At 74.1% G+C, this 19,359-nt stretch carries 17 protein-coding genes; 7 read left to right on the top strand and 10 right to left on the bottom strand.

The features are described from left to right. Nucleotides 1–48: 48 nt before the first annotated feature. From ACFSHS_RS05850 to ACFSHS_RS05810, 9 genes are all read right to left on the bottom strand, one after another. Nucleotides 49–1,335 (bottom strand): D-arabinono-1,4-lactone oxidase, encoded by a 1,287-nt coding sequence (locus ACFSHS_RS05850; protein WP_376872982.1) that lies wholly within the window; start codon nucleotides 1,333–1,335, stop codon nucleotides 49–51. 89 nt (nucleotides 1,336–1,424) lie between these two features. Further along, the gene (locus tag ACFSHS_RS05845) at nucleotides 1,425–2,909 is read right to left on the bottom strand and encodes a rhamnulokinase (protein WP_376872979.1); all 1,485 of its coding nucleotides are present in this window, start codon (nucleotides 2,907–2,909) and stop codon (nucleotides 1,425–1,427) included. Nucleotides 2,910–2,921: 12 nt separating this feature from the next. Continuing rightward, nucleotides 2,922–4,958: a bifunctional aldolase/short-chain dehydrogenase gene (locus tag ACFSHS_RS05840; RefSeq protein ID WP_376872976.1), complete on the bottom strand. Its 2,037-nt coding sequence runs from the start codon at nucleotides 4,956–4,958 to the stop codon at nucleotides 2,922–2,924. 94 nt (nucleotides 4,959–5,052) lie between these two features. Next, entirely contained in the window at nucleotides 5,053–6,222 is a 1,170-nt protein-coding gene (gene rhaI, locus ACFSHS_RS05835; RefSeq protein WP_376872973.1) for an L-rhamnose isomerase, read from the bottom strand. Beyond that, a complete protein-coding gene (locus ACFSHS_RS05830) occupies nucleotides 6,219–6,599 on the bottom strand; it encodes an L-rhamnose mutarotase (RefSeq protein ID WP_376872970.1) in 381 nt (126 codons plus the stop codon). Before ACFSHS_RS05830 ends, rhaI begins: the two co-directional genes overlap by 4 nt. 70 nt (nucleotides 6,600–6,669) lie before the next feature. Continuing rightward, nucleotides 6,670–7,755, bottom strand: a complete 1,086-nt coding sequence (gene rhaS / locus ACFSHS_RS05825; protein ID WP_376872967.1) for a rhamnose ABC transporter substrate-binding protein — start codon at nucleotides 7,753–7,755, stop codon at nucleotides 6,670–6,672. An 88-nt stretch (nucleotides 7,756–7,843) separates the two neighbouring features. Continuing rightward, nucleotides 7,844–8,887 (bottom strand): ABC transporter permease, encoded by a 1,044-nt coding sequence (locus tag ACFSHS_RS05820; protein ID WP_376872965.1) that lies wholly within the window; start codon nucleotides 8,885–8,887, stop codon nucleotides 7,844–7,846. After that, nucleotides 8,877–9,944, bottom strand: a complete 1,068-nt coding sequence (locus ACFSHS_RS05815) for an ABC transporter permease (RefSeq protein WP_376872962.1) — start codon at nucleotides 9,942–9,944, stop codon at nucleotides 8,877–8,879. The genes ACFSHS_RS05820 and ACFSHS_RS05815 overlap by 11 nt, the downstream gene beginning before the upstream one ends. Next, on the bottom strand, nucleotides 9,941–11,494 hold the full coding sequence (locus ACFSHS_RS05810; RefSeq protein WP_376872960.1) for a sugar ABC transporter ATP-binding protein: 1,554 nt from the start codon (nucleotides 11,492–11,494) through the stop codon (nucleotides 9,941–9,943). Before ACFSHS_RS05810 ends, ACFSHS_RS05815 begins: the two co-directional genes overlap by 4 nt. A gap of 129 nt (nucleotides 11,495–11,623) precedes the next feature. Between ACFSHS_RS05810 and ACFSHS_RS05805 the strand changes: the two genes are divergently transcribed. The 5 genes from ACFSHS_RS05805 (at nucleotide 11,624) to ACFSHS_RS05785 (ending at nucleotide 15,993) form a co-directional block, all read left to right on the top strand. Continuing rightward, nucleotides 11,624–12,733: a LacI family DNA-binding transcriptional regulator gene (locus ACFSHS_RS05805; protein ID WP_376872958.1), complete on the top strand. Its 1,110-nt coding sequence runs from the start codon at nucleotides 11,624–11,626 to the stop codon at nucleotides 12,731–12,733. Then, nucleotides 12,730–13,518: a (Fe-S)-binding protein gene (locus ACFSHS_RS05800; RefSeq protein WP_376872955.1), complete on the top strand. Its 789-nt coding sequence runs from the start codon at nucleotides 12,730–12,732 to the stop codon at nucleotides 13,516–13,518. The genes ACFSHS_RS05805 and ACFSHS_RS05800 overlap by 4 nt, the downstream gene beginning before the upstream one ends. Nucleotides 13,519–13,591: 73 nt before the next feature. Continuing rightward, nucleotides 13,592–15,085 (top strand): LutB/LldF family L-lactate oxidation iron-sulfur protein, encoded by a 1,494-nt coding sequence (locus tag ACFSHS_RS05795; RefSeq protein ID WP_376872952.1) that lies wholly within the window; start codon nucleotides 13,592–13,594, stop codon nucleotides 15,083–15,085. Continuing rightward, entirely contained in the window at nucleotides 15,082–15,705 is a 624-nt protein-coding gene (locus ACFSHS_RS05790; RefSeq protein ID WP_376872949.1) for a LutC/YkgG family protein, read from the top strand. The genes ACFSHS_RS05795 and ACFSHS_RS05790 overlap by 4 nt, the downstream gene beginning before the upstream one ends. A 96-nt stretch (nucleotides 15,706–15,801) precedes the next feature. Continuing rightward, the gene (locus ACFSHS_RS05785) at nucleotides 15,802–15,993 is read left to right on the top strand and encodes a DUF2795 domain-containing protein (RefSeq protein ID WP_376872947.1); all 192 of its coding nucleotides are present in this window, start codon (nucleotides 15,802–15,804) and stop codon (nucleotides 15,991–15,993) included. Nucleotides 15,994–16,077: 84 nt separating this feature from the next. On the opposite strand, the gene ACFSHS_RS05780 is transcribed toward ACFSHS_RS05785, so the two are convergent. Continuing rightward, nucleotides 16,078–16,761: a dienelactone hydrolase family protein gene (locus ACFSHS_RS05780; protein ID WP_376872945.1), complete on the bottom strand. Its 684-nt coding sequence runs from the start codon at nucleotides 16,759–16,761 to the stop codon at nucleotides 16,078–16,080. Nucleotides 16,762–16,919: 158 nt separating this feature from the next. Here ACFSHS_RS05780 and ACFSHS_RS05775 point away from each other — a divergent pair, with 158 nt between their 5' ends. Next, a complete protein-coding gene (locus tag ACFSHS_RS05775; protein ID WP_376872943.1) occupies nucleotides 16,920–17,729 on the top strand; it encodes an IclR family transcriptional regulator in 810 nt (269 codons plus the stop codon). Between the two features lie 74 nt (nucleotides 17,730–17,803). Beyond that, nucleotides 17,804–19,342, top strand: coding sequence for a histidine ammonia-lyase (gene hutH / locus ACFSHS_RS05770; RefSeq protein ID WP_376872940.1), 1,539 nt, complete (start codon nucleotides 17,804–17,806; stop codon nucleotides 19,340–19,342). The last annotated feature ends 17 nt before the right edge of the window (nucleotides 19,343–19,359 follow it).

The following is a 19,359-nucleotide window of genomic DNA, read 5'->3' as shown; positions in this document are numbered from 1 at the left end:
CCGTCCTCCGGCCCGGCGAGGGCTGACCGGGGCCGCCGTGCCGACGGTTCACCTGCGGCCGAGGACGCGGGCCTCCAGCCACGGGTTGCGGAAGGCGCCGCGCGGGTCCATCCGCTCGGCCAGCCGGACGAACTCCGGCTGACGCTCGTACCGGCCCGCGATCGCCGCCGCGTCGGCGGTGAAGACCTTCCCCCAGTGCGGGCGCGCGGCGAACGGGGACAACGCCGCCTCCAGTGCGACGAGCAGCTCCTCGACAGCGTCCTGGGCCGGGGCCCAGGTGAAGTGCAGCGCGACCGAGTCCTCGCCGTAGCTGGTGCTCAGCCACAGCCGGTCGGCGGCCACCGTGCGGATCTCGCAGGTCAGCAGCAGGGGCCGGAGCCGGTCGCCCAGCGCGCGCACCGCCTCGATCGCCGCGGGGGCGTGACGGCGGGGCAGCAGGTACTCCGACTGCAGCTCCTCGCCGGCGCTGGGGGTGAAGCCCATGCGGAAGTGCGGGAGGCGGTCGTACCACGGGCCCGGCCTGCCTCGTTGCGGCGTGCACGGGGTCGGGTCGAGGCCGATCACCGGATGCAGTTCCTCCGACGCCGGGCGCGCGCCGAACAGCTGCCCCGGCACCTCGGCCGGGGAGTCGGTGCGCGTCTTCACCCACACCATGTCCACGGCATCGCCGAAGAGGGTGAAGACGCTGACGCTGTAGCCGCACGACATGATCTCGTCGAAGTGCTCCAGCAGCGCCGTCCACCTCAGCCCCTCGAACACCTGCTGCCGCACGTCGAACGCCGGTTCCACGTCGAGGGTGATGCGCGTGACGGCGCCGAGCGCGCCGAGGCCGACCACCATGCCGTCGAAGTCGGGATCGCCGCGTCGGGCGCTGACCACCTCGCCGCTGGAGGTGACGATCTCCAGCGCCGCCACCGCCGTCGCCAGGTTCCCGTTCGTGGAGCCCGAGCCGTGGGTCGCCGTCGCCACCGCGCCCGCGACGGAGATGTGCGGCAGGGAGGCCAGGTTGTGCAGGGCCAGCCCGTCGTCGTGCAGCCGCTCGACGAGCTCGCCGTACTTGACGCCTCCCCCGAAGGACACCGTCCGGGTCCCGGCATCGACGCGCACGGCGGCGGGCAGCCCCTGGTCGGTGTGCAGCGCCTCGAGCGAGACCAGCTCTGCGGCGTCGGCGATGCCGTTGAAGGAGTGCCGGGAGCCCAGGACGTGCACGCTGCGGGCGGCCGAGACGATCTCCTGCAGCTGCTCGAGGCCGGCCGGCCGGTGCAGCCGCTCCGCCGGGTAGGTGTGGTTGCCCGCCCAGTTGGTGCCGGCCGGCCGGGTGCCTGGTGTGGACATGCCACCAGCATCTCCGGGGCGTCTCCGGCCGCAGTAGGCCCCTCCACCCGGCGGGGGCTCGTGAGCGCCTTCGTTGCCCCGCGGCCGCCTCAGCGCGGATCCGGGAGGCGCGCCTCCTCCGCCGCCCAGGCCGCCTCCGCGTCCCGCGTGGGCAGGTAGAGCTGGGCGTCCTGGGTGGCGCGCAGCAACGCCCGCAGCTCGGGGAGGCCGCCGGACAGCACGCCGAGGCCGCGGGCCTGGACCAGCACGTTGCCCAGTGCGGCCGCCTCCACCGGGCCGGCGAGGACCGGCAGCCCGCAGGCGTCGGCAGTGAGCTGGCACAGCAGCGCGTTGCGCGCGCCGCCCCCGACGAGGTGCACGTTCTCCACCGACCGGCCGGACAGCTGCGCGGCCCGGCGGACGTTGCGGCGGTAGGCCAGCGCGAGGCTGTCGAGGATGCAGCGCACCGTCTCCGCCTGGCTCTGCGGCGGCGTCTGACCCGTCTCGAGGCAGTAGGCGGCGATGCGCGCCGGCATGTCCCCCGGCGGCAGGAAGCGCGGGTCGTCGGGGTCGACGAGCGTGGTGAAGGCCGGTACCCGCGCGGCCGCGGCGAGCAGGTCGGGCAGGTCGGAGGGCAGGCCGTGGGCGACCCAGGTGCGCTGCGACTCCTGCAGCAGCCACAGGCCCATGACGTTGCGCAGGTACCGGACGGTGCCGTCGACGCCGAGTTCGTTGGTGAACCCGGCGGCACGGCTCTCCTCGGTGAGCACCGGCTTGTCCAGCTCGACACCGACCAGGGACCAGGTGCCGCAGGAGACGTAGGCGAACCGGTCGTCGGCGGCCGGCACACCCACCACCGCCGAGGCGGTGTCGTGCGAGCCCACCGCGGTCACCGGCACGGGTCCGGCCAGCCCGGTCTCCTCGAGGACGTCGACGCGCAGCTCCCCCACCCGGTCACCGGGCCGGACCAGCGGCGGGAACAGCCCGCGCGGCAGGCCGAGCCGCTCGATCAGCTCCCACGACCACTCGCGGCTGGTCGCGTCGAGCAGCCCGGTGGTCGAGGCGTTGGTGACCTCGGCCCCCTCGGCGCCGGTCAGCCAGTGCGCCAGCAGGTCGGGGACCAGCAGCAGCCTGCGGGCGGCACCCAGCTGGACGCTGCCGCGGCGGGCGGCCAGCTGGAACACCGTGTTGAACGGCAGGTGCTGCAGCCCCGAGAGCCGGTACAGCTCGTCAGGACCGACGGCGGCGTGCACCGCCGGCACCGCGGTGGCGTGCCGGCCGTCGCGGTAGTGCAGGGGATTGCCCAGCAGCGCCCCGTCGGCGTCGAGCAGCCCGTAGTCGACCGCCCAGCTGTCGATGCCGACGCCCGCCAGCCGGCCGGCCTCCCGGCCCGCCGCGCGCAGCCCGTCGAGGACCCCGGCGTAGAGGCCGAGCACGTCCCAGTGCAGGGCATCCCCGGTGCGCACCGGCCGGTTCGGGAAGCGGTGCGCCTCGGTCAGCTCGAGCACGTCCGGGCCCACCCGGGCGACCATGACGCGGCCGCTGGAGGCGCCGAGGTCGACCGCGGCGAACGCCGGCAGGGCCTGTGTGGCCACGATCGCCCTCGCTCAGCGGAGGAAGGCGGCGGCGACGCCGGAGTCGACCGGGACGTGCAGCCCCGTCGTCCGGGTGAGATCACCGCCGGTGAGCGCGAACACGGCGTCGGCCACGTGCTCCGGCAGCACCTCGCGCTTGAGCAGCGTCCGCTGGGCGTAGAACTCCCCCAGCTTCTCCTCCTCGACGCCGTAGACGGCCGCCCGGCTGGCACCCCACCCGCCGGCGAAGATGCCCGACCCGCGGACCACGCCGTCGGGGTTGATGCCATTGACCCGGATCTGGTGCGGGCCGAGCTCGGCGGCCAGCAGCCGGACCTGGTGGGCCTGGTCGGCCTTGGTCGCGCCGTAGGCGATGTTGTTCGGGCCGGCGAACAGCGAGTTCTTGCTGGAGATGTAGACGATGTCGCCGCCGATGCCCTGCTGGATCATGATGCGGGCGGCCTCGCGGGACACCAGGAAGCTGCCCTTGGCCATGACGTCGTGCTGGAGGTCCCAGTCGGCCTCGGTCGTCTCCAGGAGCGGCTTCGAGATCGACAGGCCCGCGTTGTTGACCACCAGGTCGACGCCGCCGAAGGCGAGCACCGCGGCCCGGAAGGCGCCGGCGACCGCCTCGGCATCGCTCACGTCCGCCGCGATCCCGACCGCGACGTCGGAGGAACCGATCTCCGCGGCGGCGGCGGTGGCCTTCTGCAGGTCGAGGTCGGCGACCACGACGCAGGCGCCCTCGGCGGCCAGCCGGTGGGCGATGGCCTTGCCGATGCCGCTCGCCGCGCCGGTGACCAGGGCGACCCGGGTGGCCAGCGGCTTCGGCTTGGGCATCCGCTGGAGCTTGGCCTCCTCCAGCGCCCAGTACTCGATGCGGAACTTCTCCGCCTCGTCGATGGGTGCGTAGGTGGAGACCGCCTCCGCGCCGCGCATGACGTTGATCGCGTTGACGTAGAACTCGCCGGCCACCCGGGCGGTCTGCTTGTTGGTCCCGAAGCTGAACATGCCGACGCCGGGCACCAGCACGATCGCCGGGTCCGCGCCGCGCATCGGCGGGCTGTCGGGGGTGGCGTGGCGCCGGTAGTAGGCGGCGTACTCGGCACGGTACTCCTCGTGCAGCTGCTTCAGCCGCGCGACGACCTCGCCGACCGGCGCGCTCGAGGGCAGGTCGACCACCAGGGGACGTACCTTGGTCCGCAGGAAGTGGTCGGGGCACGACGTGCCCAGCGCCGCCAGCCGCGGGTGCTCGGACGCGGCCAGGAAGTCGAGGACGACGTCGGAGTCGGTGAAGTGCCCGACCTGCGGCTTGTCGGTGGAGGCCAGGCCGCGGATCACCGGAGCCAGGGCCGCGGCCTTGATCCGCCGCGCGGCCACCGACAGCGGCTCGAAGCCGGGCAGCGCCGGGCCGAACGGCTCCTCCTTGCCGCGCTCGGCCAGGAAGCGCTCCGCCGTCCGGATGATCTCCAGGCTGTTGGCCTCGCACTGCTCGCTGGTCTCGCCCCAGGCGGTGATCCCGTGCCCGCCGAGGATGCAGCCGATCGCCTGCGGGTTCTTCTCCGCGATGGCGGCGATGTCCAGGCCCAGCTGGAACCCCGGCCGGCGCCACGGCACCCACACCACCCGGTCGCCGAAGCACTCGCGGGTCAGCGCCTCGCCGTCGGCCGCGGTCGCCAGCGCGATGCCCGAATCGGGGTGCAGGTGGTCGACGTGCGCGGCGCGGACCAGGCCGTGCATCGCGGTGTCGATCGACGGCGCGGCGCCGCCCCGCCCGTGCAGGCAGAAGTCGAACGCGGCGACCATCTCGTCCTCGCGCTCGACGCCGGGGTAGACGTCGACCAGCGAGCGCAGCCGGTCCAGCCGGAGGACGGCCAGGCCCGGCTCGGTCAGGGTGCCGAGGTCACCGCCCGACCCCTTGACCCACAGCAGCTCGACCGGCCGGCCGGTGACCGGATCGGTCCCGCTGCCCTTGGCGGAGGTGTTGCCGCCGGCGTAGTTGGTGTTGCGCGGGTCCGCGCCGAGGCGGTTGCTGCGGGCCAGGAGATCACTGACCACGGGGTTCGTCACGTTCGTCGTCCTTCCGGTGGTGACGTGCTGGAACGGCCTGGCCGCAGGGGCCCGCCGCGAGCGTGCGAGTGGTGGGGGGCGGTCAGGTCCTTCTTCAGGCGCCCCAGCCGGCCTGCTGGCCGCCGACGCGCTCGCGTTCGATGCGCTCCTGGTGGCCGGAGCGGGCGTAGGCGGCGTACGGGTCGGCGTCGAGACCCTGGGACTCCCGCAGCTGCGCGAGCAGCGGACGGACGTCGGTGGAGTAGGCGTCCATGAGGATGCCGTGGGCGTCGAGGACCTCACCGCCGCGCTGGGCGGTCGCCAGCGCCTCGCGGTCGACCAGCAGCGCCTTCGCCGTCGCCTCCTGCACGTTCATCACCGACCGGATCTGTCCCGGGATCTTCTTCTCGAGGTTGTGGCACTGGTCGAGCATGAAGTTGACCTTCGATTCCGGCCGGTGCGCGCCCTGCGCCACGATCTCGTTCATGATCCGGAACAGCTGGAACGGATCGGCCGACCCGACGATCAGGTCGTCGTCGGCGTAGTTGCGGGAGTTGAAGTCGAAGGCGCCCAGCCGGCCCACCCGCAGCAGCTGCATGACGATGAACTCGATGTTGGTGCCCGGCGCGTGGTGGCCGGTGTCGAGGACCACCGTTGCCTGGTCACCCAGCGCCAGGCAGTGCAGCAGCGAGGTGCCCCAGTCCGGGATGTCGGTCGCGTAGAAGTACGGCTCGAAGAACTTGTACTCCAGCAGCAGCCGCATGCCCGGCTCCAGGAGCGCGTAGACCTGCTGCAGCGAATCGGCCAGCCGGTCCTGGCGGGCCCGCAGGTCGTCCTGCCCGGCGTAGTTCGTGCCGTCGGGCAGCCACAGCTTGAGATCGGTGGAGCCGGTCTGGCGCATGACCTCGACGCACTCGGCGTGGTGGTCGATCGCCTTGCGGCGGACCGCCTCGTCGGGGTGGGTCAGCGACCCGAGCCGGTAGTCGTCGTCCTGGAACAGGTTCGAGTTGATGGCACCGATCCGCACCCCCAGGTCGCGGGCGTGCGCGGCCAGCTTGCCGTAGTCGTCGACCCGGTCCCACGGGATGTGCAGGGACACCCGGGGCGCGGCACCGGTGTGCTTGTGCACCTGGGCGGCGTCCTCGAGCTTCTCGTACGGATCCCGGGCGACGCCGGGCTGGCCGAAGACCTTGAAGCGGGTGCCGGAATTGCCGAAGCCCCAGGAGGGCAGCTCGATCGTCTGCTGCGCCAGTGCGTCCAGCGCGGCGGCGCGGAGGTCGGTCACGGGGTCTCTCCGATCGGTGCGGTGGTCTCCTCGAGGGCCGCGAGCTGGGCGTCGAGGTCGAAGACGAGGTCGAGTTCGGTCTTGTCCCGGCCGTCGCGGCCGCCGGGCAGGTCGAAGAAGGGCGCCATCTCCGCTTCCCAGCGGGCGCTGACGTCGGTCGCGTCCATGGCGGCCTGCGCGGCGGCCAGTCCACCAGCGGAGTCGTCGGTCTCGACGATCCCGACGAGCAGGCCGTCCTCGCGCAGGAAGAGCTGGTAGTCGTGCCAGCCGGCGTCGCGCAGGGCGCGCAGCATCTCGGGCCAGACGGCGGCGTGGCGCTCCCGGTACTCGGTCAGCCGGTCGGGGCGGACCTGGAGGGTGAAGCAGACGCGGGGCACGGCCGGTTCCCTTCGCGGTCGGTCCCTGCCGCCGCCGGCCGGCGGACCGGCGGCGGCAGGAGCTGACGACTCAGAAGTCGAAGTCGTCGATGTTGTCGGCGTTGAAGACCGTGGGCTCGCCGAGGACGACGACGCCGTTCTCCTCGATCGTGTACCCGCCGAGCTCACCGGCCTCGAAGGTCTCGCCCTCGGCACCGGTGATCTGGCCGGCGGCCAGGGCGGCCCCGGCGTAGGCGGCCAGGTAGCCCAGCTCCTCCGGGTTCCACAGCGCGAACGCGGTCACGGTTCCGTCCTTGACGAACTCCCGCATCTGGTTCGGGGTGCCGAGGCCGGTCAGTGCCACCCGGCCCTTGTACTCCGAGCCGGACAGGTAGCGCGCCGCGGCGGCGATGCCCACGGTGGTCGGCGAGATGATGCCCTTGAGCTCCGGGTAGGTCTGCAGCAGACCCTGGGTCTCCTGGAAGGACTTCTCGTCCTCGTCGTCGCCGTACACCGTGGCGACGATCTCGATGTCCGGGTACTCCTCGGCGGCGTACTCCTCCATGACCTCGATCCAGGCGTTCTGGTTGGTCGCGTTGGCCGTGGCCGACAGGATCGCCACCTGGCCGGAGCCGCCGATCTGCTCCGCGATGAGGTCGATCTGCGACTGCGCGATGCCCTCGGTGGTCGCCTGGCTGATGAACAGGTCGCGGCACTCCGGGTCGGTGTCGGAGTCGAACGTGACGACCTTGGCGTCGGCCGAGCGCGCCTGGTCCAGCGCGCTGCAGATGGCGTTGGGGTCGTTGGCCGACGTCAGGATCACGTCCGCCCCCTGCTGGGTCAGCGTGTTGATGTAGCTGACCTGGGAGGAGGCGCTGGCCTCCGAGGGGCCGGTCACGTTCAGCTCGCCCTCGAACTCGGCCACCGCGGCCTCGGCGCCCTGGGCGGCGATGTCGAAGTAGGGGTTGTTCACCTGCTTGGGCAGGAAGGCGACGGCCAGGTCGGCGGGGATCTCCGCGTCGGGGTTCGCCGAGGCGGTCGCCGCGCCGGCCGAGGCGCTGCCCTCGTCCTCGCCGCGGGTGGTCCCGCCGCAGGCCGCGGTGGTGAGCACCATGGCGGCGACGGCGACGCCGGTCAGGCCGCCGCGCACGCGGCGGCTGGTCAGGAAGCTGGTCATCGGTTCCCTCTTTCTGGTGCGCCGGCGCCGGGGCGGCCGGGGTCGGTGGACGGATGTGCGCCCCGAACTGGGCTCACGGTTGGTGCGCTCATGGGAGGGCCGGCCGGCCCCGGGGCCGCCGGCGGGCACGGACGCGGGCCGCGACCTGCGGCGTCACGACGGCGACGATCAGCAGCACGCCGGTCACGATGTTGAGGACGTCGGCGGGCACGTTGACCAACTGCAGGGCGTTGCGCACCGAGCCGAGCAGCAGCGCCCCGGCGATGACACCGACCAGGCCGCCGCTGCCGCCGAAGATCGACACCCCGCCGAGGAGGATCGCGGCGATGACCTGCAGCTCGAGGCCCTGGGCGTTGTCGGCCCGGGCGCTGCCGTAGCGCAGCGTCCAGTACACGCCACCCAGGGCGGCGACGACGCCGGTGACGACGAACAGCCAGAACTTGGTGCGACCCACGTCGATGCCGCTGAACCGCGCGGCGTCCTCGCTGTTGCCCATGGCGTACAGCGACCGGCCGATCGGGGTGGCGTGCAGGACCACCCCGGTGACCACCACGAGCACCAGCAGCGGGACGACGACGACCGGGATGCCGGTCCCGCCGATGCTGCTCAGCGCCCACGTGGTCCAGGCCCGCGGGAAGTCGGCCACCGCCCGGTCGCCGAGGACGACGAACGCCAGACCCCGGTACAGCGCCAGCGTGCCGATCGTCACGGCGAGCGAGGGCAGCCCCAGACGGGTGACGAGGAAGCCGTTGACGGCGCCGAGCACCGCGCCCAGCACCAGGCACAGCGGGATGATCAGCTCGAGGGCGAGACCTGCGTACCAGAGCTGGCCCATGACCGCGCTGGTCAGGCCGACCGTGCTGGCGACGGACAGGTCGATCTCGCCGGTGACGATGACGAGGGTCAGCGGAAGCGCGATCAGCACGATCACGACGACGTCCAGGAGCAGGAAGCCGGTGTTGCGCGAGGAGGCGAACCCCTCCACGGCGAACGAGGCGACCAGCAGGAACGCGACCAGGACCAGCGTGATCACGCCGTCGCCGGTGCCGAGCAGGCGCAGCCGCGACGACGGCGCCGGCCGCCGGGCGGGGGCCTGACCAGCGGGCGTGGCCGGGGCGGTGTCAACTGCCACGGAGGTTCCTCCCTCGGAGGCGGCGGGCCAGGCGCAGCGAGAGCGTCCGGTCCAGGACGATGGCGGCGAGGATCAGCCCGCCCACGGCGGCCTCCCGCCAGAACGGGTTGAGCCCCAGCTGCGGCAGCGCGGCGCCGATCGTGGTGAGCAGCAGGGCGCCCAGCGCGGCGCCGTAGACCGACCCGCTGCCGCCGAAGATGGCCACGCCCCCGACCACGGCCGCCGCCACGACCAGCAGCTCCTGCCCGGTGCCGGCGGTGGCGTCGAGGGTCTGGAACCGGGCGGCGTAGAGCACGCCCGCCAGACCGGCGAGTGCGCCGTTCACCGCGAAGGCGGCGAAGACCCGGCGCCCCACCGGGATGCCCGACAGCCGCGCGGCGTCGGGATCGGAGCCGATGCCGTACAGCTCCCGCCCGCTGCGGTAGTTCCGCAGGTGGTACCCCACCAGCAGCACCACGGCCAGCGCGATGAGGAACAGCACCGGGATACCCAGCAGCCGTCCTCCGCCGAGAGCCTTGAAGCCCGCCGGGAGGTCGGCGGCGTTGATCTGGAGCCGGTCGCTGGTGCTCGCCCACAGCGAGTCCAGCCCCCGGAAGGCGTACAGCGTGCCGAGCGTGACGACGAGCGACGGGACCTTGGCGACCGCCACGATCGCCCCGTTGAGGACCCCGCACAGCGCGCCCACCGCCATACCCGCCAGGACGACGAGGACCACCGGCGTCCCGGGCGCGTTCACCAGCAGCGTGCCGGAGGCGTAGGCGGAGAGGCCGAGCACCGAGCCGACCGAGAGGTCGACGTTGCGGGTGATGATCACGATCGTCTGGCCGGCCGCCAGGACCGTGAGGATCGACGCCGACAACAGCAGGTCGCGGACGTTCTGCCCCGACAGGAACCTCGGGTTGGCGATCACCGTGACCACGACCAGCAGCAGCAGGGCCGCCAGGATGCCGAGCTCGCGGACGACGACGAGCCGCTGCACCAGCGTCGCGCCACGGGTGCCGGTGTGCTCCGGCGCGGCGTCGACCGGGGCCGGCGCCTGGGTGGTGGGGGCGCTCACGACGCCACCACCGCGCGGCCGGCCTGACCGGTGGCGGCCAGCATGACGCTGCTCTCGTCCGCGCGGGCGCGCGGGATGTCGTCGACGAGGCGGCCCTCGTGCATGACCAGGACGCGGTCGGCCATCCCGAGCACCTCCGGGAGTTCGCTGGAGACCATGACGACGGCCATCCCGTCGGCGGCGAGCTGCGAGAGCAGCCGGTGGACCTCGGCCTTGGTGCCGACGTCGATGCCCCGGGTGGGCTCGTCGACGATCAGCACGCGGGGCTCGGTCGACAGCCACTTGGCGAGGACGACCTTCTGCTGGTTGCCGCCCGACAGGGTCGACACCGGGTCGGAGAGCTTTCCGGCCTTGACCTGCATGCGCCTGGCCCAGTCGGCCGCCGTGGCGCGCTCCCCGCGGGAGGAGAGGAGGCCGAAGCGGGCGAGCTTCCAGCGGCGGGTGAGCGTCGCGTTGCGCTCGACCGAGAGCTCCATGACCAGCCCCTGCTGGCGGCGGTCCTCCGGGACCAGGGCCAGCCCGGCGGCCATGGCGGCGGCCGGGCTCCCCTTGCGCAGCTCGCGCCCCGAGACGCGCACGGAGCCCGAGTCGTAGGCGTCGACGCCGAACACGGCCCGCACGACCTCGCTGCGGCCGGCCCCGACGAGACCGGCGAGCGCGACGATCTCGCCCGCACGGACGTCGAAGGAGACGTCGGCGAACACGCCCAGGCGGGTCAGCCCCCGGACCTCGAGCACCACCTCACCGGGCTCCACGTCGATCTTCGGGAACAGGGAGGCGACCTCGCGGCCGACCATCCGGCGGACCACCTGGTCGACGGTGAGATCGGTGGCCGCGTCGGTGGAGACCCACTGCCCGTCCCGCATGACGGTGATCCGGTCGCAGAGGTCGAAGACCTCGTCGAACCGGTGCGAGATGAACAGGACCGCGGCGCCGTCGTCCCGCAGGGAGCGGGCGACGGTGAACAGCCGCTCCACCTCGACCCCGGAGAGCGCGGCCGTCGGCTCGTCCATCACCAGCACCCGGGCGTCGAACGACAGCGCCTTCGCGATCTCGACCATCTGCTGGTCGGCGATCGAGAGCCCGCGCGCGGGGCGGTCGGGGTCGAGGTGGACGCCGAGGCGCTCGAACAGCGCCCGGCAACGGGCCGCCAGCTCCCTGCGGTCGATCCGCCGGCCCGTCGTCAGGGGCTGCCGGCCCATGAAGATGTTCTCCGCGACCGACAGGTCCGGGAACAGCGTGGGCTCCTGGTAGATGACCGCGATGCCGGCCGCCCGGGCGGCGGCGGGGTTGTCGAGGGTGACCGGCGCGCCGTCGAGCAGCACGCGGCCGGTGTCGGGCCCGTGCACGCCGGCGAGGATCTTGACCAGCGTGGACTTCCCGGCGCCGTTCTCCCCGACCAGGGCGTGGGCCTCGCCGGCGCGGAGCTCGAGGCGGGCACCGCGCAGCGCGGCCACCGCCCCGAAGTACTTGCTCACGTCCTCGAGCGCCAGGACGACGGGCCTCGGCCCTGCTTCGCCGTCCAGGGGTGGTGCCGGGGCGTGTTCCACGCTGACCGCCTCCATCGGATGAAACGATTCATCGTCGTTGTGGCGCAGACCATAGAGACGCTGCTGGGAACGTGTCAACCGTCACCCTCGCGCCGTTCCCCACGCGTGACCTGGGCGGCTCAGGCCGCGTTGACACGTTTCAGGCCGGCGGGCACCATTCCAGCCACGGACGGTGCGTCCGCGACCACAGGAGGAGCCCTGACCGCCAGCATCCGGGACGTCGCCGGGCACGCCGGGGTCTCGGTCGGGACCGTCAGCAACGTCCTCAACCGGCCCGAGACGGTGAGCGAGGGAACCCGTCAGCGGGTCCTGGACGCCATCGCGGCGCTCGGCTTCGTCCGCAACGAGTCGGCCCGGCACCTGCGCGCCGGCCGCAGCCGGACCATCGGCCTGGTCGTCCTCGACATCGCCAACCCGTTCTTCACCGACGTCTCGCGCGGCGTCGAGGAGATCGCCAACGCCGCCGGTCTCGCGGTCATCCTGTGCAACTCCGACGACGTCCCGGCCAAGGAGTCCGCGCACCTCGACGTCCTGGCCGAGCAGCGCGTGCAGGGTGTCCTCATCACCCCGACCGCGGACCTGTCCCCCGCCCTGGACGCGCTGCGCAGCCGCGGGGTCCCGGTGGTCCTGCTGGACCGCCGGGCCACCGGGCCGGACCAGTGCGCCGTCGCGGTGGACGACGTCCTGGGCGGGCGGCTGGCCGCCGACCACCTGCTGGAGCGGGGTCACCGGCGGCTCGCCTTCGTCGGCGGCTCGTCGGGCCTGCCCCAGGTGCACGAGCGGCACGAGGGCGTCGAGCTCGCCGTGCGGGAGGCGTGCGGATCCGACGACGGGCTCACGGTGATGTCGCCCGAGAAGCTGACGGTCGCGGCCGGGCGCCAGGCCGGCGAGCAGATCATCGGGATGCCGGCCGCCCGCCGGCCCACCGCCGCCATCTGCGCCAACGACCTGGTCGCGCTGGGCATGCTGCAGGAGATGGTCCGGCACGGGATGCGCGTGCCCGACGACTTCGCCATCGTCGGCTACGACGACATCGACTTCGCGGCGGCGGCCGCGGTGCCGTTGTCGTCGGTGCGCAAGCCGCGGCACGAGCTGGGCCGGCGCGCCGCGGAACTGCTGCTCGATGAGGCCCGCAACGAGGGGCACCGCCACGAGCAGCTGCTGTTCGAGCCGCAGCTCGTCGTCCGGGAGTCGAGCATGGTCCGGCGTCCGGGTCCCGCACGGAAGGGCACGCCGTGAAGGTCGCACTGTTCGCCACCTGCCTGGTGGACACGATGGTCCCGCAGGTGGCGCGGGCGACCGCCGTCCTGCTGGAACGGCTCGGCCACGAGGTCGTCGTCCCCCCCGGCCAAAGCTGCTGCGGCCAGATGCACGTCAACACCGGCTACCGGCGCGAGGCCGTGCCGATCGTCGCCAACCACGTCCGGGCCTTCGCCGGAGCCCTGTCGTCGGGTGTCGAGGCGATCGTCGCCCCCTCCGGGTCGTGCGTGGCCTCGATCCACCACCAGCAGGCGGCCGTCGCCCGCCGGGCCGGGGAGCACGCACTCGCCGACGACGCCGCGGCGCTGGCCGACCGGACGTACGAGCTGTCGCAGTTCCTGGTCGACGTCCTGGGCGTGACCGACGTCGGCGCCTACTACCCGCACCGGGTCACCTACCACCCGACCTGCCACTCCCTGCGGATGCTGCGGGTCGGCGACCGGCCGCTGCGGCTGCTGCGGGCCGTCCGCGGGCTCGATCTGGTGGAGCTGCCCGCCGCCGACCAGTGCTGCGGCTTCGGCGGCACCTTCGCGGTGAAGAACGCGGAGACCTCGACGGCGATGCTCACCGACAAGATGGCCAACGTGCTCTCGACGCACGCCGAGGTCTGCACCGCCGGCGACGCGTCCTGCCTGATGCACATCGGCGGCGGCCTCTCCCGGCTCCGCTCGGGAACCCGCACCGTCCACCTCGCCGAGATCCTCGCCTCCACGGAGGACGCCGTGACCCCCCAGCAGTCCACCAGCCCGGCGGTGCCGACATGACCCCGATCCGGCTTCCGGTACAGAAAGCTGCGCCGTTCCCTTCAGCTGTCGGTACAGAAAGCGGGAACGGGCGATGAGCGCCGTGGACCTCGGCATGCCGACGCTGCCCACCGCGCAACGGCCCACCCTCCCCACCGCCCCGGCGGGGATCGGCCACCTTCGGGGCGACCGGTCGTTCCCCGACGCCGCGCGCGACTCGCTGCGCGACGGGCAGCTGCGGGCCAACCTCGGGCACGCGACGGCGACCATCCGCGCCAAGCGGGCCGCGGTCGTCGGCGAGGTGCCCGACTGGGAGCAGCTGCGCGCGGCCGGCAGCGCGCTCAAAGCCGCGACCATGGCCCGCCTCGACGAGCACCTGGTCGCGCTCGAGGAGCAGGTCACCGCCCGCGGCGGCTCGGTGCACTGGGCCCGCGACGCCGCCGAGGCCAACGCGATCGTCACCCGGCTCGTCCAGGCCACCGGCACCGACGAGGTCGTCAAGGTCAAGTCGATGGCCACCCAGGAGATCGGCCTGAACGAGGCCTTGGAGGCCGCGGGCATCGCCGCGCACGAGACCGACCTGGCCGAGCTCATCGTGCAGCTGGGCGAGGACAAGCCGTCGCACATCCTGGTTCCAGCGATCCACAAGAACCGGGCCGAGATCCGCGAGATCTTCCTGCGCACCATGCCAGGCGTCGATCCCGGCCTCACCGACGAGCCGCGCAGGCTCGCGATGGCCGCCCGCGCCCACCTGCGCGAGCGGTTCCTCCGCGCCCGGGTCGCCATCAGCGGCGCCAACTTCGCCGTGGCCGAGACCGGCACCCTCGCCGTCGTGGAGTCCGAGGGCAACGGCCGGATGTGCCTCACCCTGCCGCAGACGCTGATCACGGTCATGGGCATCGAGAAGGTGGTGCCCAGCTGGCGCGACCTCGCGGTCTTCCTGCAGCTGCTCCCCCGCTCCTCCACCGGCGAGCGGATGAACCCCTACACCTCGCTGTGGGCGGGCGTGACCCCCGGCGACGGCCCGCAGGAGTTCCACCTGGTGCTGGTCGACAACGGCCGGACGGCGGTCCTCGCGGACGAGGTGGGGCGCGCGGCGCTGCACTGCATCCGCTGCTCGGCCTGCCTCAACGTCTGCCCGGTGTACGAGCGGGCCGGCGGGCACGCCTACGGCTCGGTCTACCCGGGCCCGATCGGCGCCGTCCTGTCACCGCAGCTGACCGGGATCGAGGACAACGCCTCGCTGCCCTACGCCAGCTCCCTGTGCGGCGCCTGCTACGACGCCTGCCCGGTCGCCATCGACATCCCGTCGATCCTGGTCCACCTGCGCGCCGAGCACGTCGAGGCGCAGGAACGGACGACGCCGGAGGCGGTCGCCTTCCGGGCGCTCGCCCGGGCCATGTCCCGCCCGCGGCTGTGGCGGGCGGCCCAGCGCGCCGCGGGCCTGGGGCGCCTGCTCGCCCGCGGGAAGGCCACCCTGCCCGCCGTCCTGCCGCCGCCGGCGTCGAAGTGGACCCGCACCCGCGACCTGCCGACCCCGCCGCGGGAGACGTTCACCCAGGCCTGGGCCCGGGAGCACGGCGGGTGAGCGCCCGGGAGGAGATCCTCGGCCGGATCCGCACCGCGCTCGGTCCCGACCGTGCCGCCCCGCCGGAGGTGCAGCGCGACTACCGGCTGACCGACGACCGGGAGCCGGAGGTCCTGCGCGACGTGCTGGTCGACCGCCTCGAGGACTACAAGGCCACGGTCGTCCGGTGCGGGCCGGCCGCGGTCGCGGCCACCGTCGCCGAAGCCCTGCGGACGGCGCTCGGGGAGCACGATCCCGCCGACGTCGTCGTCGCACCGGGTCTGCCCGGCGACTGGCGGCCGGACGGCGCGACCGAGGACGACGGCCGCCCGGCCGTGGCGCTCGCCGCGCACGCCGCCGCGGTCACCGGTGTCTCCGTGGCGATCGCGGAGACCGGAACCCTCGTCCTCGACGGCAGCCCGCCGTGCGGGCGCCGGGCGCTGTCGCTGCTGCCCGACTGCCTGGTGTGCGTGGTGACCGCGGACCAGGTGGTGGGCGGTGTACCCGAGGGGCTGGCCCGCCTCGACCCGGTCGCCCCGCTGACCATGATCAGCGGACCGTCGGCCACGAGCGACATCGAGCTGCAGCGGGTGGAGGGCGTGCACGGCCCGCGCACGCTGGTCGTCGTCCTCGTCGCCTGACAGCCCGGCCTCCGCGTTATCTCACCGGCCGTCCGGGTAGCCCTCCGCCGCCGCGCCGAGAGGACGCGCGGCCGGACGGCCCGGAAGGACAGCAGCGTGGCCGAAGGCGTGACGGCGGACCAGGTCATGGGGTACCTGACCGACGTGGACTATCCGGCGGACAAGGACACGCTCGTGTCCTACGCGGGAGCGCGCGGCGCCTCCGACGAGGTGCTGCGCGCCATCCGCGCCATTCCACCGGTCGACTACCGCAACCGCGCCGAGGTCGTCCGCTCCCTGCCCCTGTAGCCCGGCCCCTGTAGCCCGCGCCCGCACCCGGCACCACCCGACGTTCCCCGGCGGCGCGCCGTAGCGGGGACCGGTCGTGCCGGTTCAGCCTCCGGACGTCGGCGGGACGCGCAGCCACCGGTCCAGCCAGGCGAGCGCGAGGTCGACCACCTGCTCGAGCGCCCCCGGCTCGGGGAACAGGTGGGTGGCACCGGGGACCACGGCTACCTCGTACTCGGCCGCCAGCCGGGCCGCCGCCGCGCGGTTGAGGTCGAGGACCTGCGGATCTGCCCCGCCGACGACGAGCAGCGTCGGAGCCCGCACCCGCTCCAGCGCGGAGCCGGCCAGATCGGGCCGGCCGCCGCGGGAGATCACCGCGCCCACCCGGTCCGGCCGCTCCGCTGCGGTGACCAGCGCTGCGGCCGCGCCGGTGCTGGCGCCGAAGGTGGCCAGCGGCAGGCCCGCGGTCGCCGCGTCGCCGGCGAGCCAGTCCGCTGCCCCGGTGAGCCGGCCGGCGAGCAGGCCGATGTCGAACCGCAGGTGCCGGGTCCGCGCGTCGACGGCCTCCTCGACCTCGGTCAGGAGGTCGATCAGCAGTGTGCCGAAGCCCGCGTCCTGCAGGGCGGCGGCCACCTTCCGGTTGCGCGGGCTGTGCCGGCTGCTGCCGCTCCCGTGGGCGAACAGCACCACGCCCCGGGCGGCCGCGGGGACGACGAGGTCCCCGGCGAGGGCGGCCCGGGTCGTGGGCACCTCGACGGTGCGCCGGATCGTGGGTTCCTCGATGGCCATGCGTCCCCCTGGCCGTGCTCGCCCGCCGTGCTCGCCCGCCGTGCTCGCCCGCCGTGGCCGCCCCGTCGCGGGACGGTGCCCGGGCTGCCATCAGCCTGCCGGTGGTGTCCGGGATCGGCCAGGGGCTGCGCCGGCTCTCGGCCTCCTACGCTGACCGGATGACGGGGACGGCGCGCGACGGCCGCACCCCGGCCGGCGTACCCGCCGCGCGGCACGCGCTGGCCCTGCTGCAGGCCATGGCGCGGCAGCCGGGCCCGGTGCCCGCCGCGGCGCTGGCGCGCGACCTCGGCCTGCCCCGCTCGACGACCTACCACCTGCTCGCCGAGCTGATCGCCGCGGGCTTCGTCGTCCACCTGCCGGAGGAGCGCCGGTACGGGCTGGGCGTGAGCGCGTTCGAGATCGGCAGCGCGTACGCGCGCCAGGAGCCGCTGGCCCGGCTGGCCCGGCCCGTGCTGGCGCGTCTGGTCGACGCGGTCGGCCACTCCGCGCACCTGGCGGTGCTGCACGGCCGCGAGGTGCTCTACGTCGTCGAGCAGCGGGCCCCGGGTCGCCCGCCACTGGTGACCGACGTCGGCGTGCGGCTGCCGGCCCAGCTGACCGCCAGCGGCCGGGCGATGCTCGCCGACCTGCCGGGTCCGCACGTCCGGGCGCTGTTCCCCGACGCGAGCGCGTTCGTCGACCGGCACGGGACCGGCCCGCGCCGTCTCACCGACCTGCGCCGGCTGCTGGTCGCCGTCCGCCGGAACGGTTTCGCCACCGAGGACGGCGAGGTGACGCCGGGGTTCGCCTCGGTGGCCGCCGCCGTCCACGACCACGCGGGCCGGCCGACCGCGAGCGTCGCGGTGACGTTCCCGGCGGAGGAGGTCGACCCGGCGGCGCGTGACGAGCTGGCCCGTCGGGTCGGGCGCGCGGCCGCCGAGCTGACCCGGCGGATCACCGGCCGTCCCCCCGGGGCCGACCCCCGATGAACTGTCTGGGATCCCGGACACGACCGCGCGTCGGGGCCTAGGCGACCCCTGCACCTGCGGTGTCCGATGAGGGCATGCGCACCGACCAGGTAGTCGTGGGGCTCGGATCGGTCACCCCGGAGGACGTCGTCCGGGTGGCGAGGCAGGGGTGCGGCGTGCGGCTGGCCGAGGACGCGCTGGCCGAGATCGCCCGCAGCCGGGACGTCGTCGACGAGCTCGCCGAGGACGACCGGCCGCACTACGGAATCTCCACCGGCTTCGGCGCGCTCGCCACCACGCACATCCCGGCCGAGCGGCGCACCCAGCTGCAGCGCAGCCTGATCCGCTCGCACGCCGCCGGATCGGGCCCCGCGGTGGAGCGGGAGGTCGTGCGGGCGCTGATGCTCCTCCGGCTCGCCACGCTGGCGACCGGACGCACCGGCGTCCGGCCGGGGACCGCCACGGCCTACGCCGCGATGCTCGACGCCGGCCTGACGCCGGTGGTGCACGAGTACGGCTCCCTGGGCTGCTCCGGTGACCTGGCCCCCCTCTCCTCCATCGCGCTCGCGCTCATGGGCGAGGGCTCCGTGCGGGACGGGACGGGGGTCCTCCGGCCGGCCGGCGAGGCGATGCGCGCCTCCGGTATCGAGCCGGTGGAGCTGGCCGAGAAGGAAGGGCTGGCGCTCGTCAACGGCACCGACGGCATGCTCGGGATGCTGGTGCTGGCCCTCGCCGACCTCGACCGGCTGCTGACCACGGCGGACGTCGCCGCGGCCATGAGCGTCGAGGCGCTGCTGGGCACCGACGCGGTGTTCGCCGACGACCTCCACCGGCTCCGGCCCCATCCCGGGCAGGCCGCGTCGGCCGCCAACCTGCGCGCCCTCCTGGCCGGCAGCGGGATCATGGCCAGCCACCGCGGGCCCGAGTGCACCCGCGTGCAGGACGCCTACTCCCTGCGCTGCGCTCCGCAGGTGCACGGCGCCGCCCGCGACACGGCGGCCCACGCCGCCGCCGTGGCGGGACGGGAGCTGGCGGCGGCCGTCGACAACCCGGTGATCACCCTCGACGGGCGGGTCGAGTCCAACGGCAACTTCCACGGCGCCCCGGTGGCCTACGTGCTCGACTTCCTCGCCATCGCCGTCGCCGACGTCGCCGGCATGAGCGAGCGCCGGACCGACCGGTGCCTCGACCCCGCGCGCAGCAACGGCCTGCCGCCGTTCCTGGCCGACGATCCCGGCGTCGACTCCGGCCACATGATCGCGCAGTACACGGCCGCGGGGATCGTCAGCGAGCTCAAGCGCCTGGCGGTGCCGGCCAGCGTCGACTCGATCCCCTCCTCCGCCATGCAGGAGGACCACGTCTCCATGGGCTGGGCCGCGGCCCGCAAGCTCCGCCGCGCGCTGGACGGCCTCGCGCGGGTCCTGGCGATCGAGATCGCCACCGCAGCACGCGCCCTCGACCTGCGCGCACCGCTGGAGCCGGCCGCCCCGACGGCCGCCGTCCGCGACGCCGTCCGCGCGGCGGGCGTCGGCGGACCCGGCCCCGACCGTCACCTCGCGCCCGAGATCGAGACCGTCGTCCGCCTGGTGGACGACGGCGCCCTGCTCACCGCCACCGCACTCGACCTGCACTGATCCACGAGCTTTCTGGC

The organism is Blastococcus deserti (genome assembly GCF_042682525.1).
In the GTDB taxonomy this organism is placed as follows: domain Bacteria; phylum Actinomycetota; class Actinomycetes; order Mycobacteriales; family Geodermatophilaceae; genus Blastococcus_B; species Blastococcus_B deserti.
The sequence above is the reverse complement of the archived record's forward strand: the minus strand, read 5'-3'. Positions and strand labels throughout refer to the sequence as shown.